Source organism: Nautilia lithotrophica, assembly GCF_054656815.1.
The window spans coordinates 67,640-82,939 of the sequence record NZ_BAAHXN010000002.1 but is presented as its reverse complement, the minus strand read 5'-3'; the positions used below and the strand labels follow the sequence as shown (position 1 = coordinate 82,939).

At 30.0% G+C, this 15,300-nt stretch carries 15 protein-coding genes; 4 read left to right on the top strand and 11 right to left on the bottom strand.

Annotated elements, in window-relative coordinates; genetic code table 11:
* Positions 1-27: 27 nt before the first annotated feature.
* The 6 genes from ACYQ19_RS04940 to pyrG are packed head-to-tail and all read right to left on the bottom strand — an operon-like array spanning position 28 to position 7,511.
* Complete coding sequence (locus ACYQ19_RS04940) at positions 28-2,148, bottom strand: EAL domain-containing protein (protein ID WP_459978320.1); 2,121 nt, start codon at positions 2,146-2,148, stop codon at positions 28-30.
* Positions 2,145-3,065 carry a cytochrome-c peroxidase gene (locus ACYQ19_RS04935; protein ID WP_459978319.1) on the bottom strand — a complete coding sequence of 307 codons (921 nt, stop codon included), beginning with the start codon at positions 3,063-3,065 and terminating at the stop codon, positions 2,145-2,147. The genes ACYQ19_RS04940 and ACYQ19_RS04935 overlap by 4 nt, the downstream gene beginning before the upstream one ends.
* A gap of 14 nt (positions 3,066-3,079) precedes the next feature.
* A complete protein-coding gene (locus tag ACYQ19_RS04930) occupies positions 3,080-3,805 on the bottom strand; it encodes a tRNA (5-methylaminomethyl-2-thiouridine)(34)-methyltransferase MnmD (protein ID WP_459978318.1) in 726 nt (241 codons plus the stop codon).
* A 23-nt stretch (positions 3,806-3,828) separates the two neighbouring features.
* Entirely contained in the window at positions 3,829-4,290 is a 462-nt protein-coding gene (locus ACYQ19_RS04925; RefSeq protein ID WP_459978317.1) for a Crp/Fnr family transcriptional regulator, read from the bottom strand.
* Positions 4,287-5,870, bottom strand: coding sequence for a single-stranded-DNA-specific exonuclease RecJ (gene recJ, locus ACYQ19_RS04920; protein WP_459978316.1), 1,584 nt, complete (start codon positions 5,868-5,870; stop codon positions 4,287-4,289). Before recJ ends, ACYQ19_RS04925 begins: the two co-directional genes overlap by 4 nt.
* Positions 5,871-5,873: 3 nt before the next feature.
* Positions 5,874-7,511 carry a glutamine hydrolyzing CTP synthase gene (pyrG, locus tag ACYQ19_RS04915; RefSeq protein ID WP_459978315.1) on the bottom strand — a complete coding sequence of 546 codons (1,638 nt, stop codon included), beginning with the start codon at positions 7,509-7,511 and terminating at the stop codon, positions 5,874-5,876.
* 170 nt (positions 7,512-7,681) lie between these two features.
* Between pyrG and rpsU the strand changes: the two genes are divergently transcribed.
* Positions 7,682-7,894: a 30S ribosomal protein S21 gene (rpsU, locus tag ACYQ19_RS04910; protein WP_012663671.1), complete on the top strand. Its 213-nt coding sequence runs from the start codon at positions 7,682-7,684 to the stop codon at positions 7,892-7,894.
* A 112-nt stretch (positions 7,895-8,006) separates the two neighbouring features.
* Here rpsU and tsaD read toward each other — a convergent pair whose 3' ends face one another.
* Positions 8,007-8,987 carry a tRNA (adenosine(37)-N6)-threonylcarbamoyltransferase complex transferase subunit TsaD gene (gene tsaD / locus ACYQ19_RS04905; RefSeq protein ID WP_459978314.1) on the bottom strand — a complete coding sequence of 327 codons (981 nt, stop codon included), beginning with the start codon at positions 8,985-8,987 and terminating at the stop codon, positions 8,007-8,009.
* A gap of 175 nt (positions 8,988-9,162) precedes the next feature.
* Between tsaD and ACYQ19_RS04900 the strand changes: the two genes are divergently transcribed.
* Entirely contained in the window at positions 9,163-9,828 is a 666-nt protein-coding gene (locus ACYQ19_RS04900) for a response regulator transcription factor (RefSeq protein WP_459978313.1), read from the top strand.
* Positions 9,821-10,981, top strand: coding sequence for a sensor histidine kinase (locus ACYQ19_RS04895; protein ID WP_459978312.1), 1,161 nt, complete (start codon positions 9,821-9,823; stop codon positions 10,979-10,981). Before ACYQ19_RS04900 ends, ACYQ19_RS04895 begins: the two co-directional genes overlap by 8 nt.
* On the opposite strand, the gene ACYQ19_RS04890 is transcribed toward ACYQ19_RS04895, so the two are convergent.
* From ACYQ19_RS04890 to ACYQ19_RS04880, 3 genes are read right to left on the bottom strand one after another with little or no spacing between them, the layout of a single operon-like run.
* Positions 10,969-11,322: a diacylglycerol kinase gene (locus tag ACYQ19_RS04890; RefSeq protein ID WP_459978311.1), complete on the bottom strand. Its 354-nt coding sequence runs from the start codon at positions 11,320-11,322 to the stop codon at positions 10,969-10,971. The genes ACYQ19_RS04895 and ACYQ19_RS04890 overlap by 13 nt on opposite strands.
* Positions 11,319-12,923 (bottom strand): phosphoethanolamine transferase, encoded by a 1,605-nt coding sequence (locus ACYQ19_RS04885; RefSeq protein WP_459978310.1) that lies wholly within the window; start codon positions 12,921-12,923, stop codon positions 11,319-11,321. The genes ACYQ19_RS04890 and ACYQ19_RS04885 overlap by 4 nt, the downstream gene beginning before the upstream one ends.
* Entirely contained in the window at positions 12,913-13,362 is a 450-nt protein-coding gene (locus ACYQ19_RS04880; protein WP_459978309.1) for a tetratricopeptide repeat protein, read from the bottom strand. The genes ACYQ19_RS04885 and ACYQ19_RS04880 overlap by 11 nt, the downstream gene beginning before the upstream one ends.
* A gap of 142 nt (positions 13,363-13,504) precedes the next feature.
* On the opposite strand from ACYQ19_RS04880, the gene ACYQ19_RS04875 reads away from it, so the two are divergent.
* Complete coding sequence (locus tag ACYQ19_RS04875) at positions 13,505-14,437, top strand: magnesium transporter CorA family protein (RefSeq protein WP_459978308.1); 933 nt, start codon at positions 13,505-13,507, stop codon at positions 14,435-14,437.
* On the opposite strand, the gene ACYQ19_RS04870 is transcribed toward ACYQ19_RS04875, so the two are convergent.
* Positions 14,434-15,276, bottom strand: coding sequence for a CheB methylesterase domain-containing protein (locus ACYQ19_RS04870; protein ID WP_459978307.1), 843 nt, complete (start codon positions 15,274-15,276; stop codon positions 14,434-14,436). The two genes, ACYQ19_RS04875 and ACYQ19_RS04870, sit on opposite strands and share 4 nt — an antisense overlap.
* Between the last annotated feature and the right edge of the window lie 24 nt (positions 15,277-15,300).

Sequence of the window (15,300 nt, the reverse complement as noted above, 5' to 3'; positions counted from 1 at the left end):
GTAATATTTTGTATAAAAATGTAAAAATTATGTCAGACAAGTAGGCCTTGGTTCATAAAAATAAAAGCCCTGTGAGTAATCAATACCCAATTTTTTTACCATTTCGTATATTTTTTCATCTGCTACAAATTCCGCTACGGTTTTAATATTAATCTCTTTTGCAAAATCATTTATCACTTTTACTATTTTATATGCATCAGGATTTGTTGGCAGCTGTTTTATTAATGAGCCGTCTATTTTTATAAAATCAACATTTAAATTTATTAAATGTTCAAAATTCGAATAACCGCTTCCAAAATCATCAATTGCAATACTAGCACCATAATATTTTACTCTTTCTAAAAATTTACTAATCTCATTATAATCATCAACTGCTTCACTTTCAAGTATTTCAAATGTAGTTCTTTTAGCTAGGGATTTGTTTTTTAAGTATAAATGATACATTTCTTTTATAATACTTGAATCTAAAATATCTTCAATTGATATATTTATATTAAAGTCTATTTCTTTTTTAATGACTCTATTGTATGTTTTCTTTAAAATGATTTTTGTTATTTCACCATAAAGTTTATTGTCTTTTGCAATCTGAAGATAAGGAAAAATCGATTCTACTACTCCATTTGGATGAATTAGTCTTGCCAATACTTCATATTTTATAATTTTTGTAGTATATGTATTAACAATTGGCTGAAAATACGGCTCTATTCTATTTTCCTGTATAGCATGATATAAAATCTTGCTTTTTTCAATATTTTGTTTAATTTCATCTCTTACGTTCATATTTTCTTCATATAACATTATTTTTTTTCTGAAAGATTTTTTTATGTGTTTTAATGCAATATCCGCATTTTCTAGTAAAGGTTCCTTTGTGCTTATTCCGATACTTACGGATATATTAAGCTTAATATTGTCAATTTCTAATTCATTTTTTTCAAAATATTCAACTATTTTTCTCGCTAATATTTGTATGTTTGGATAATTGTCCAATTCATATAAAATTCCAAAATCATCAGCTCCAAGTCTATATAGATTAGCATTAAGCTTATCAGGAATAATAGATAATAAAATTTTTGCAACATTTTTTAATACTTTATCACCTGTTTTAGATCCGTAATAATCATTAATATGTTTAAACCTATCAATATTTATTAAAAATAATACGGGTTTTTTAAATAATTTAACATCATCATCAAATTTATTTCTGTTATAAAGTCCAGTAAGTTTATCTGTAATATAAGAAAGTCTTAATTCATTATTAACTCTTTGAAGTGAAATATACTCTTTTTCAAGTCTATTAAGTAAGAAAAATATTATTATTTCAACAATTATAATAAATCCTATTAATGCATAAGACACCCATTTAATAATGACTAATTTACTATTCATAATATTAAAATAATTTAAATATATTTCATCGAGTAATTTTAAGGTTTTCGTATCTGTAATGTTTTTTAATGTAAAAATAAATTTTGGAAAAAAGTTTTTATAAATCCTTAAATGAGCTAAAAAAACCTCATTAAATTTTTTTAATTCACTATCTTGCGGATGATAATTCTTAAAAAAGTCAATATCCAAATTTTTTATAAAATCTTCATCAAAACTATTTTTAGCCAAAAAAATATTAGAAACAACTTCTATGATTTTTTGCGAATATTTAATATTGCTTTCAAAATATTTGGCATTTATTCCTTGCTTTATTTTATAAATATTTAATTTTGGCAAATCATTTAAAAGAGAAGCCAAATACATTGTTGAATTTTTAAGAGCAGAATTTAATGTTTGAAATTCATAAATAAGATCAACTTTATTATCAATAAGTTTTTTATAATCTAGAAGTTCTTTATATACGTATTGATAATTGATTCTAAAATATTTATTTTGTAGTAAAGTATCTATACTTCTATTTAATCTATCAATAGATTCTATTACCAAATCATTATTTTTATACATATATAAACTTGTTACTAACACATTATAGTTAAGTATAAGTTCGTTGTTTTTTATATTATTAAATGATTTTTGTATTTTATTATTTCTAATATAATACGATCTCGTATAATCATTAAATTCAAAAATAAATACAATTAACACAACACCTATAATAAATATCCATGCGGATTTCATTTTTAAAACACTTTTTGTATTCATTTTCCTCTCATTATTTCAGGAGTTTTTCCGGTTAATGTTTTCAAAAAAGCCACTATTGCTTTTACATCTTTTTTATCAATTTTAAATCCGAGGTTATTATAAGCCATTTTTTCTACCGCTTCTTCAAGCGTTTTGGCACTGCCATCATGAAAATATGGTGCAGTTAATGCTATATTTCTTAATGTAGGCACTTTATATATACATTTATCAAATTTGGCATGTGAAATTTCATATCTATCACCTATGCACTCTTTAATTGGGAAAATTGTTCCCATTTTTTGAAAAGAGTTTCCACCTATATTTATACCATTATGACATGTAACACATCCATATTTTTTAAATAAAATATATCCTTTTTCTTCTAAAGGTGTAAGCTTTGTTTTTCCTTTTAAATATAAATCAAATTTACTATCTGGAGTAATTAAAGCTTTTTCAAACTCAGCTATTGCATCTACGACCATGTCATATGTTATTTTATCCGTATGGTAAACTTTTTTGAAAAGTTTTTTATAAAAAGGATTTTTATTTAATCTTTCTTCAACAATTTTTTCGTTCATGTCCATTTCAACGCTATTATGAACCGGTCCACTAATCTGTTCTTTTAAATCTTTTGCCCTTCCGTTCCAAAATTGCCTAAAATTAAACACTGCATTTAATACTGTAGGGGATTGTATTCTTCCTTTCTTCCCATAAACCCCTATAGAAACTTTTCTTCTATCTGCCCAACCCTGAGTAGGGTTATGACAACTTGCACAGCTTATGGTTTTGTCCTTTGAAAGAATTGGATCAAAAAAAAGAAGTTTTCCAAGTTCTGCTTTTTGTTTATTATATTCGATTTTTTCGGGAATAGGTTCTATTAATTTTTCACCATACAAAAAAACAAAACTTAAAATCATAAATAATTTTATTAAATTCATTTTCCCCTATCCCTTTAATAAGTTTTACATTCCACCCGTTTTAATTTTTCTTCAAAATCAACTTTTGGAAAAGGCAAATCTGCATATGATGCAATTGTTCCTTTCCTTATATTGTCATATGGATGTGTATATATTTTCATACCCAATTTATAAAATGCACATCTTACCGGCGTCGCAACGCTATATGTGGTTATTATACCATTTTCATTTAAAATATTTGATATATCAGTAAAATACTCAAACGTCCAAAGTTCCTGATTTACTTTAGGTGAAAATGCATCTTGGTATATTATATGTATATTGGAAAGCTTTTTAATATACTCCCTTGCATCCCCAGGATGGATTTCTATTTCTACATCATTGGATTTATAATATAAATTTTTACTAATGTCATTGATCACGTTCAATAAATTTTTATATTTATCCGGATAATTAAAATTTTTTAATGATCTTACAAGCTCCAAATCAAGTTCTGGTGAAAAAATTTTAAGTTTTACGTTTTTAGGTTTATGCAGTATTGCAGTTAAAGTATTGTATCCAAGCCCAAAACATATATCTAAAATCCTTATTTCACCGCCGTAATAACCAAACTTTTCTGCAGCAGTGTATCCAGGATGAACATGTTTATATAAACTTTCCGTATATGCTCCCTCGCTTGAATGGTAGCATTCGTTGTATTTTTCACTTTTTAACGTAAAAGTTCCATCTTTTGTTTCAACAAAATTCATCAGACCATTCATCTATTTTCCTCATCTCTTTTTTCTCAGTCGTTTTCCACAACTTCCACAAACGCATTAAAAAGTGTTATTACATCCCTGTCCGCTTTTCTTAAATGTTTAGAAATATCATAAGCTACAACCCATAAAAGTTTAATTGCAATTGTAGGCTTTTCGTCCATCATATTTATAAAATCGTTATGAGTAATTTGAAGTATTTCACAATCTGTTTTTGCCTTTATAGTTGAAGTTACCAAACCTCTATCAATAAGATTCACTTCACCAAAAAACTCATCTCCTCCTGCTTTTATATCCGTAATAATATAATCATCCTTATAAATCGTTTCTTTAATAACAGATACTTCCCCACTAGTTAATAAAAAAGCGCTATCGGAATATTCACCCTCTTTTACAATAAACTCATCTTTTTTTATAAATCTTTCTTCAAAATATGGCAGTATTTCTTCTATTTCTTTATCATTGAGAGCTTTAAATATTGAATGTTTCATAAAATCTCCTCAATTATTAATTGCACGCTTCTGCCGTAATAACTATTTTCATTAATACTAAACTTAAAATATAAACTATTCCTAAACTCTCCATCAAACCTGAAAATAACCGCAGGCAAAATAATATCGTCTTGTGAGAGGATTAATTTATAATGATTGTCTTTTAAATTTTGCACATGTTCAATTTTCGCATTAGCTAAAAATTTAGGCTTAGGGTTACCTTCCCCGTATGGTTCAAATGCTTCCAAAATATCTAAAAGTTCTACATCAATTTCTCTAAAAGGAAGCTCTCCCAATACATAATCTTCAATAAAAAAGTCTTTTTTTGAATAAGATAATATTTTTTCATTTAGGGCTATTTTAAGTTTCTCAAAATTTTCGGATTTCAAAGATAATCCGCAAGCCATCTTATGACCACCAAACCCATCAAGCAAATCCTTGCATTCGTTTATAAGAGAAAATATATCTATATTGCCAAGACTTCTTCCGCTGCCTTTAAGAACATCCCCGTTTTCGCAAAAAACAATTGCTGGTTTTTTATATTTATGCACCAACCTGCTGGCAATTATTCCTACAACACCCTCGTGAAAATCACCTTTTACCAAAATAAAATCATCATTAATTTCCTCAATGGATTCAACCGCTTCTTTTTCCGTCTCTTTTCTTAAATTATTAAGTCCATCAAGCTGCATTAAAAGCTCAAACGCCTCTTCCTCGGTTTTGCTTATTAAAAATTCATAAGCCGTAATTGCATGCGCCATTCTTCCAGCCGCATTTAACCTTGGTGCAATTTGAAAGGCGATATCTTCACTTTTAAAATCTTTGTTAAAAAATCTTTTAAGAGCTTTTGCAAAAGGTTTCGTTGCATAATTCAATCTCTTAAGCCCCATATTTACAAGGGTTCTGTTCATATGTGTAAGAGGCATTACATCGGCTATAATTGCTATTGAGAGTATGTCACAAAATTCCCTCAGATCAATTTTAAACTTCATTTCTTTTTTAATTGCGGCACACAAATACCATGCAACCTCCGCTCCGCAAATTTCTTTAAAAGGAAAATCGGGGGATGTTTTAGGATTAACCACTGCTAAAGCTTCCGGCAGCTTGAACCTTTTTTCATTTTCCATTTTACATTCTTGCTTGGAACTTGAAACTTGGAACTTAGAACTCATTAAAGGCGTATGGTGATCGGTAATAATTAAATCAATTCCTCTTTCCTTGCATTTTTGGGCAGCTTCAAAACTTGTAATTCCGTTATCAACGGTAATTATTAAATCGGCTTCAATTCTTTCAAGTAAATTTAAACTAAGTCCGTATCCGTCTTTGAACCTGTCAGGAATTATTATTTCAATATCGTATCCTATCTTTTCAAAAAAAAGTTTCATAATTGCCGAACTGCTAACCCCGTCAACGTCATAATCACCCACAACAACTATTTTTTCATTATTTTTAATTGCTTTTACAATTCTTTTTGAAGCTGTTTCAATATCGTTTAAAAGTAAAAAATGAGGAAGATTTGAAGAGCTGAGCTCTTCTATTCTGTTTGAGAGAATTTCTTGTATTTTAGCTTTTGTAAGCATTAATTAGCAGCTTTTTTGGCATTTATACGCGTTTTCCACAAAAGACATTATTACTTTGTTAGGCGATTTTAACTTATTTGTAAATTCAGGATGGAACTGAACAGCCACAAACCACGGATGGTCTTTGATTTCCACGGCTTCCACAAGACCCTCTACACTTTTACCGCTGACAATCATACCTTTTTCTTTAAGTGCTTCTTCATAAGCTCCATTTACTTCATATCTGTGTCTGTGTCTTTCTATTACGCTTTTTGCTTTATATGCATCATAAAGTTTTGTTCCCTCTTTTATAAAACACTCATATCCTCCAAGTCTCATTGTCCCACCAAGAGGTGATTTATGAGTCCTTAGCTGTTTTTGTCCACTTGCGTCTATAAATTCGTCAATTAAATAGACTACAGGTTCTGGTGTATCCGGGTCAAATTCCTGAGAGTTTGCGTATTCTAATCCTAATACATTTCTCGCAAATTCAATTACGGCCAGCTGCATTCCAAGACATATTCCAAGGTATGGAATTTTATTTTCCCTTGCATATTTAATAGCTTTAAGTTTACCTTCAACACCTCTTTCACCAAATCCGCCTGCAACTAAAATACCGCTTACCTCATTAAACACTTCATTTAGTTTTTCATCTTCCAGTTTTTCCAAATCTTCGCTGTCAACCCACTCAATGTCCACTTTCATATCAAGATGCGCACCGCTGTGAATCAAAGCTTCGATTAATGATTTATATGATTCTTTAAGCTGCAGATATTTTCCTACAAACGCTATTTTTACGTTTTTTTGAGGTGAAATAATTTTTTTAACTATAAAATTCCACTCGGTCATATCAGGATGAAGCTCACCCAAATCAAGTTGTTTTGCAATCGGTTTTAAAATATCCTGATTTAAAAAGTTTAAAGGCACCTGATAAACGGTCGGAGCATCAACCGCCTCAATTACCGCGTCTCTTTCAATGTCACAGCTGTCAGCCAATTTTTCTTTTAACGATTTCGGAAGCGGCTTTTCCGTTCTACATACAAGCATATGAGGAGTTATACCTATACGCCTTAGTTCCTGAACGCTGTGTTGTGTAGGTTTTGTTTTAAGCTCGCCGGCAGCTTTAATATAAGGAATAAGAGTCACATGAACAAACATCGCGTTTGTTTTTCCGACTTCATGTTTAAGCTGTCTTACCGCTTCTAAAAACGGAAGACCTTCAATATCACCTACGGTTCCTCCAAGTTCAACTACTACAATATCTACATCTTTTGCGACATCTTTTATTCTTCTTTTAATTTCATCCGTAATATGAGGAATAATTTGAACGGTTTTACCTAAATAATCCCCTCTTCTTTCTTTTTCTATTACGCTTAAATATATCTGTCCTGTTGTAAAATTATTTTTTTTGCTTAAATTTTTATTTAAAAATCTTTCATAATTTCCAATATCAAGGTCGGTTTCGGCCCCGTCTTCGGTTACGAACACCTCACCATGCTCAAATGGTGACATTGTCCCAGGATCAACGTTAATATAGGGGTCAATTTTTACCATTGAAACTTTAAATCCGCTGTGCTGCAAAAGCGTCGCAATAGAGGCTGAAGTAATACCTTTACCAAGAGAGCTTAAAACTCCTCCAGTTACAAAAATATATTTGCTCATATGGCACCTTTTTAATTGAAATTATAACATTTTAAAACTTTTAAACCGACTAATTTTTTATTAAAATGTAATTTTCCGTTTAAAAAGGAATTATCATTTTTAAAATTTTTGTTTTTTACAATTTTATGCTAAAATTCCATTTACAAAAAAAACGAAAGGTGGTGAGAGCAGTGCCAGGAATCGTAGTTCATCAAGGCGAAGATTTCGAATCTGCTTACAGAAAGTTCAAAAGACAGGTTGATAGAAACCTGATCGTAGTAGAACTTAGAAAAAGAAGATTCTACGAGCCGCCGAGCGAAAGACGCAAAAAAGAAAAAATCGCGACTCGTAAAAAAATCCTTAGAAAACTTTGGATGCTTAGAAGATACGAAAGCAGATTATAATTTCTGCTTTCTTTTTATCTACTAAGCAAAGTGTCTGTCACTATTATAATCAATTTTTATTTTTTACTTTATCCTATATTAATTGAAACCTTCTTATTCCGGTTTTTTACCATTAACACTTTTTAAAATCCACTCTCGGAATGATTTTTATATCTTTATAATTCGTAAACATTTTTTTATTATACATTTCAACGGCAGCCCTTGCAATCATTGCCGCATTGTCAGAAGTATATTTCATTTCAGGATAAATAAGTTTAAAATTAAATTGTTTAGAGAGTTTTTCAAACTCTTCCCTTAAAGAGAGATTAGCGCTTGCCCCGCCTACGATTGCAAAATTTTCAGGTTTGTATTTTTTAATGGCCCTTTTACACATAAAGGTTAAATGCTCTATGGCTTTTGCCTGAAAGGACGCTGCAATGTCTTCTGGCTTGTATTTTCCGCTTTCAATCGCAAGCCTTACGGCGTTTTTTATTCCGGAATAACTAAATGCGATATCCGGTGAATTTCTAAGCGGTAAAGGAAGATTTACTATTTTTTCACCTTTTGCAGCAAGTTTTTCCACCACCGGACCGCCTGGATACCCAAGCCCGAGCATTTTGGCCACTTTGTCAAAACTTTCCCCGAAACTATCATCCATTGTTGTGGCTATTTCGCAGATTCGTTCAATCCCGTTGAAATTCAAAATTTTAGTGTGTCCGCCGCTTACGAGTAAAACCATCAAAGGCTTTATTTCTTCTTTTTCTATAAACAATGAATAAATATGTCCAACCAGATGATTAACGGCAATTAAAGGAATATTTAAAGAAATACTAAGAGCTTTTGCCATCATAACGCCTTCTTGCAGGGTTACTGAAAGCCCAGGCGCATTGGTTACGGCAACAGCTTTTAATTTTGGGAAAAATTCTTTTGTTTGTTCAAGAATTTGAGGCAGTGCTTTGGCATGAAGCCTGCTCGCAAGTTCGGGCACCACCCCTCCGTAAACGGAATGTTCAAGCTCTTGAGATATTTTTTTATGGAAAAGTAATTTTTTACTCTCAATTTCCATAACAGCAATGGAAGTGTCGTCACAACTGCTTTCAATCGCTAAAATCATATATGTCCTTTTCTTACTTCATCTTATTTACTCTTACTTCTTCTTACTTTCTTCTTACTTTTTCTCACTCACTCTTACTTTCTTCCACTTTCCAACTTTTCTTTAACCGAATTTTAACATTTTTGTAATAAACTATGTATAATTTAATATTAGTATGCCAACAAAGGAGTTAACAATGAAAATCTTATTAATCGAGGATGATGAAAAAATCTCAAAACTTATCCAAAACGGATTTAGAAAAGTTGGATATAGACTTGACATAGCTACAGATGGTGAAGAAGGGCTTTATATGGCTCAAAACAACAATTACGATGTTTTAATTGTTGATTGGATGCTTCCGAAAATGAGTGGTATCGAACTTTTAAAAGAACTCAAAAAAGAAAAAAATGTCCCAGCATTGATGCTTACCGCAAAAAGAGACATTGAAGATAAAGTGGAAGGATTGAGTGTAGCGGATGACTATTTAACCAAACCTTTTGAATTTGAAGAACTGATCGCAAGAGTAAAAGCTCTTTATAGAAGAAGCCATAATTTAAATGACAATGTCATAAGAGTAGCTGATTTGGAATTAAATCCTGATACGAAAGAAGTAAGAAGAGCAGGCAAACTTATAGAACTTACAGCAAAACAATTTGAGCTTTTAAAATATTTAATGATAAATAAAAACAAAATCGTAAATACGGATATGATTCATTCGAATCTATGGGAAATGGATGATGAAATAAATTCAAACGTTATTAACGTATATATTTCGCATTTAAGAAAAAAAATAGACAAAGATTTCGATAAAAAACTTATTAAAACATATAGAGGAATGGGATTTAAACTGAGTGATGAATAACCTTAGAAACACCCTTTTTATTCAGTTTGCGATAGTAGTTTTTTTTATTATTGCAATTTTTGAAGGAGCTTTGCTTTTCTTTTTAATAAGCTCTTTCAATATGCATTTAAAAGACAAATTGGTAATAATTGCAACAGAAATTTCAAATGAAAAACTAAACAAAAACACCCTTTTAAAACTTCAGCACAAATATAAAGTTTATCCGCTTTTTATTCGTATTATTGATAGAAAAAATCCGTTTATTACACAAAAAAACAAAAAATCATTAGAAGGATTCATAACTAAAAAAATAGATTTGCCTACAGGCAAAGAAACGCTACTTGTTTACAATTACGTAAAAAACGGGAAAATTATTCAGGTATCAACCATAATATCCGGAAACGACGACAAAATCCAAATCGTCAAAACAATTTCCCTTGCCGTATCGCTTTTTATCTATTTAATCGTCCTGTTGATTGGTTATAAATTTATCGATAAAGTTGCGAAAAATATTGAAGAATCGTTTAGAAGACTTAAAATATTCAATTCAAACGTTTCTCACGAACTTAAAACTCCTCTTACAATTATGAAAGGTGAAATAGAAGTAGCTTTAATGAATAACGAATGCAACGAAGAACTTTTAAAATCCCTTTTAAATGAAATCAATTATATTAACGAAATTACAGATAAACTGCTGTTTTTAACCAAAAAAGACTCTTTAAACACTCAAAACTTTGAAGAAATAGACTTAGAAGATATCATACTTGAGCTTTTTGAAAAATATTCCAGAAAAATATCAATAAATCTGGATATTGAGGATGAAGAGTATTATATCAGGGGCGATAAAACACTTTTAATGATTGCGATATCAAATCTTATAGAAAATTCTATTAAATACGGCGCTACAAAACTTGATATTGCTCTTAAAAAAGAGAAAAATAAAATCGTTTTAATTATAAAAGACAACGGCATAGGAATTCCAAAAGAAAAACTGCCTTACATTTTTGATGAATTTTACAGGGTTGACGAGAGCAGAAACAAAAAAGTAAAAGGTTTCGGTCTTGGACTTTCAATAGTTAAATCTATAATAACTCTTCATAAAGGTAAAATCAAATTAATAAGTGATGGAAAAAGCGGGGTGGAAGCCGTTATAGAATTTTTTTACCAAAAATAAACAATTACACTAACCCAAACGGCTCCGCTAAATATCAAAGAAAGCATAACGGCGGCGGCCGCCGCGTCTTTTGCATACTTGGCAAGCTCGTGATATTCGCTTGTAACCATATCTACCACTCTTTCAATTGCCGAATTTAACAATTCTACAACCAGTGGCACTACCATTGATGTTATTAATACAATCTTAGCCCATAACGGATATGGAAGCATAAATGCAACTATTGAAAGTAAAACGAAAAAAAACACCTCTATTTTAAAAGACTTCTCTTTTTGAAACACTTCCTTAAATCCTGCTCTTGCATATGCAAAATTTTTAAAAAAGCTGTATTTGGGTTTCATTTTTTAATCCTGCATTTGTAAAATATGTCCATATTAGGATTATACACTTTTGTTTTCACACCCACAAGCCCCAAAAGGGTGCTAAAAAGATTGTCCTGCGTATATGGTTTATTTGCGAGTTTTTTAACACAGCTTATATTAATATCAAAATTTTTACCAAACCACGCAACGCTTGCGGGGTGTTTTTGAACGTCAGGCGCTATAAAATAAGGAAGTCCGTGCAGATATATACCATTTTCTCCTAAACTTTCACCATGGTCGGCCATATAAAACATTGCGACTTTATAATTTTTTTCATTTTTTTTCAGAAAATCAATAACTTCACTTAAAAATTTATCTGTATACGCAATTGTATTATCATACGCATTTACAACTTCTTCTCTTTTACACTCTTGAAGCTGATTACTTTTGCATACGGGTTTATATTTTTCAAACTCTTTAGGATAGCGTTTGTAATATGCGGGTCCGTGAGATCCTTTTTGATGCAAAACAATAAAAATAGGTTTTGAGTTATTATGTTCGTCAATCCATTTTTGAAGATTATATAATAGCACCTCATCATAACATTCAAAATCGTTACAATAAGGCTTAATATGCGCATGAGTAAAATCTTCATAATTTTTTATTCTACTTGCAACACCTTTCGAATCGGAATTATTCTCTCTCCATAAAACATTTGCACCAGATCTGTCAATTACATCTATTACCGAATCGGTATTTTTAGCTTTTTTATCGGAATAGTTACTTTTATTATAAGGTGAAAACATACAAGGCACGCTTACGGCCGTTTCAGTCCCGCAAGAATGAACATCAGGAAAATTAATCAAATCTTTTATTTTTTCAAGATTTTGATTTGTATCCCTTTTATACCCGTTAAGTGAAAAATGATCATACCTTGCGGCTTCACCCAATACAAATATCACAAGGACCGGTTTATCACTTTTTTCCACTCTGGCATCAAGCCCAATATGTTTAAACTTCATAGGTTTTGTAAAATATTTTTTATTTACGTATTTGCCTAAAGAATAGATATAAAAAGTGGGATTTGTATACATTCTCAGAGTTTTATGCATTCTAAAAAAACTAACCCAGTATTTTGAAAACATCATATATAGTAGCGGCACAAGTAAAATATTAAAAATTAAAAGTTTAAGTCTAGAAAAAAGTTCTTTTTTTAAAGGATTTTTAACCAATTCAACCTTATAAACAAAAAAAGAAGGTAAAATACCTAAAAAAAACAGATACAAAAACAACTTCAAACTTAAAAGGTCATATACTTCTTTTGTATCGGTTTCAAAAATATTTTGAATCATATTATCACTTATAATCGTCCCGTATACCGACATATAATAAGCTGCGGCAGATGAAGTCAAAAACAGCACAATAAGTAAAGGTTTAATAATAAAGCGATTTGAAATCAATAAAAGAAGCGTCGAAATAACAATAAATAAAAGCACACCCAGCCCAAACATAAAAAAAATATTATTAAACGCTTCATATGATTTTTTAAAAAAAACAAAATTATAAAAAAGCACAAAAAAAAGAGAGCTTATTATAACAAGCTGGGTTTGTGTAAGTTTTACATTGAAATTAAGTTTCATTCAAAACCTTTAATTTTTTCAAAATTTGTTCATCTTTAGGATATTTATTTAATAATTTGACTAATATTTCTTTTGCTTTGTTTTTATCTTTTTTCATATATGAATTTGCTAAATAAACGTTTCCAAGATAATTTTTAGGTGAAAGTTTAACAATTTTTTCGGCAATTAAACGTAATTTTTCATAATCTTTTTTAAAATTATAAATTCTTGCCATTATTAATAAAGCTTCTTTACTTTTTGGATTATAATTTAAAGCTTTTTTAGCAGTTTGTAAACTTTCATCAATTTTATTTTCAAGTGCATATTTGTTTGCTAAATTTATAAGTTTTTTGTATTCGCGTTTTTTATTGTATTCGATAACTTCCGGTTGTTTAATTTCATATGCGTTTATATATGAAATAGTCAAAATCGTATAGATTAAAATATACCTGATTTTCATTTTTTTCCTTTTTTAAGATTATAAGTAAGTGTCGTTAAAAATAAGTTAACTTTTTTTTGTATAATTACAAAGAAATAAGGTTGTAGAGGCGATATAAGAATAAATTATATCTCCTCTGCAACCTCCTAAGAGGAGGTGGAATATGTTTATTTTTACAGACAAACTCCAACAAATAGAAAAAATACATATTAATGAAGAAAAACAGATTATTTTTTCCACCGTTAATAATAAAGACATTATCAATTGGCTTAAAAAGCATAATTTTCCGGAAAGCTTTATTGAAGACATTCAAAGTGAAGATCAGTCAATTACATACGAAGAAGCTGAAGAATTTAAATTTTTGGTTTTAAAATACATTAAATTCGACGAAGAAGAAAACCTCTTATATGACGATTCAAATGTAGTATTTATTATTACCGAAAATAAGCTTTTTATTTTGGCGGAAGAAAGAGATATTATAGTCGAACTTGCCAAAAAATTCGCAAAAAGACGCCATAAATATAAAAACTTCGAATATCTTCTATATCAGATTGCGGATATTCTTATTGATAATACTATTTTGATAATCGATGTAATTGATGAAGCTTTGGAAAATTTGGAAGATTCTATCTTTCACGAAGACATAGAAGAAGACGAACTTCAAAAAGATATCTACTACGCCAGACGAACACTTAACAGAATCACAAAAGTTTCTATTCATGAAAAAGATGTATTGAACAGAATGTATCACAGATTTAGCAATGATATTCAGGAACAATTAAAATACGAATTTATTGACCTTAATGAACATTTAAAATACTTAATCAACGAATCTAAAACATTACTTGACAGAACAGGTTATTTGCTAAACCTTCATATGGGTATATTATCTACAAAGATGAACAAAGCTATGCAACGCCTAGCAGCAATTTCACTTATATTCTTACCTCTTACGTTCGTGGTTGGAAATTATGGAATGAATTTTGAATATATGCCAGAACTTCACTGGAAATACGGATATTTAATGACATGGATTATAAATCTGGGGATTGCCGGAAGTATATATTGGTGGCTTAAAAAGAAAAAGTGGATTTAACTTTTACCAAATTTTATTATCTCTTTTACTATATCGGGAAAATCCAATACTTTACATGCACCGCCTCTTTCTTTTGCGGCTTTAGGCATACCATAAACGGCTGCGGTTTTTTCTGATTCTGCAAGAGTGTATGCACCCGCATTTTTTAAAGCAACCAGCCCATCGGCACCATCATCCCCGATACCTGTTAAAACAACCGCCAATATATTTTTGGGATTCATAACTTCAAGAGCTGAAAAAAACATCTCATCTACACTTGGCACAAAAAACCTATTTTTTGAGTTTGGTGCGTGTTTACAATAAATAACACCATCTTTATTTCTAAAATGTAAATGCCAACCGCCTTTTGCTATTATAAAAAAACCTTTTATTACCGGTTGTGTATTATCTGATTCTACCACATGAAGCTTTGATAACCCATTTAATCTTGAAGCAAATTTAGCCGTAAAATTCGCAGGCATATGCTGAACTACACAAACCGGATATGGATAATCTTCTGGTAAAGATTTGGCAATAGTTTCTATTAATCCGGGACCACCTGTTGAAGAACCTATAAGAACATACTTTTCTGCATTTTTGATAATTGTTTTTTTCGGTTTTTCTATTCTTTTTATACCTAATTTTTTTTCTATTAAATCTAAAAGTTCTTTTTTAAAATTTTCAGAAATAAATTCTGGTTTTTTCAAACAAAATTCGCATTTATCATCTGATATTAATATAACTTTATTTAAAAACTTCCTATACTCTTCTCCAAATTCTTTATCAAAAATTATTAAATCATAATTTTTGAAATCAACATTTTTATTTTTATTAGTATCAACTTTAAACTTTTCTTCCAAAAACTTCTTTAATGTTAGCCTAAA

Bases quoted from the DNA above. Each gene is read 5' to 3' on its own strand.
- ACYQ19_RS04940 (WP_459978320.1), bottom strand. From the start codon at position 2,148: ATGAATACAAAAAGTGTTTTAAAAATGAAATCCGCATGGATATTTATT.
- ACYQ19_RS04935 (WP_459978319.1), bottom strand. From the start codon at position 3,065: ATGAATTTAATAAAATTATTTATGATTTTAAGTTTTGTTTTTTTGTAT.
- ACYQ19_RS04930 (WP_459978318.1), bottom strand. From the start codon at position 3,805: ATGAATGGTCTGATGAATTTTGTTGAAACAAAAGATGGAACTTTTACG.
- ACYQ19_RS04925 (WP_459978317.1), bottom strand. From the start codon at position 4,290: ATGAAACATTCAATATTTAAAGCTCTCAATGATAAAGAAATAGAAGAA.
- recJ (WP_459978316.1), bottom strand. From the start codon at position 5,870: ATGCTTACAAAAGCTAAAATACAAGAAATTCTCTCAAACAGAATAGAA.
- pyrG (WP_459978315.1), bottom strand. From the start codon at position 7,511: ATGAGCAAATATATTTTTGTAACTGGAGGAGTTTTAAGCTCTCTTGGT.
- tsaD (WP_459978314.1), bottom strand. From the start codon at position 8,987: ATGATTTTAGCGATTGAAAGCAGTTGTGACGACACTTCCATTGCTGTT.
- ACYQ19_RS04900 (WP_459978313.1), top strand. From the start codon at position 9,163: ATGAAAATCTTATTAATCGAGGATGATGAAAAAATCTCAAAACTTATC.
- ACYQ19_RS04895 (WP_459978312.1), top strand. From the start codon at position 9,821: ATGAATAACCTTAGAAACACCCTTTTTATTCAGTTTGCGATAGTAGTT.
- ACYQ19_RS04890 (WP_459978311.1), bottom strand. From the start codon at position 11,322: ATGAAACCCAAATACAGCTTTTTTAAAAATTTTGCATATGCAAGAGCA.
- ACYQ19_RS04885 (WP_459978310.1), bottom strand. From the start codon at position 12,923: ATGAAACTTAATTTCAATGTAAAACTTACACAAACCCAGCTTGTTATA.
- ACYQ19_RS04880 (WP_459978309.1), bottom strand. From the start codon at position 13,362: ATGAAAATCAGGTATATTTTAATCTATACGATTTTGACTATTTCATAT.
- ACYQ19_RS04875 (WP_459978308.1), top strand. From the start codon at position 13,505: ATGTTTATTTTTACAGACAAACTCCAACAAATAGAAAAAATACATATT.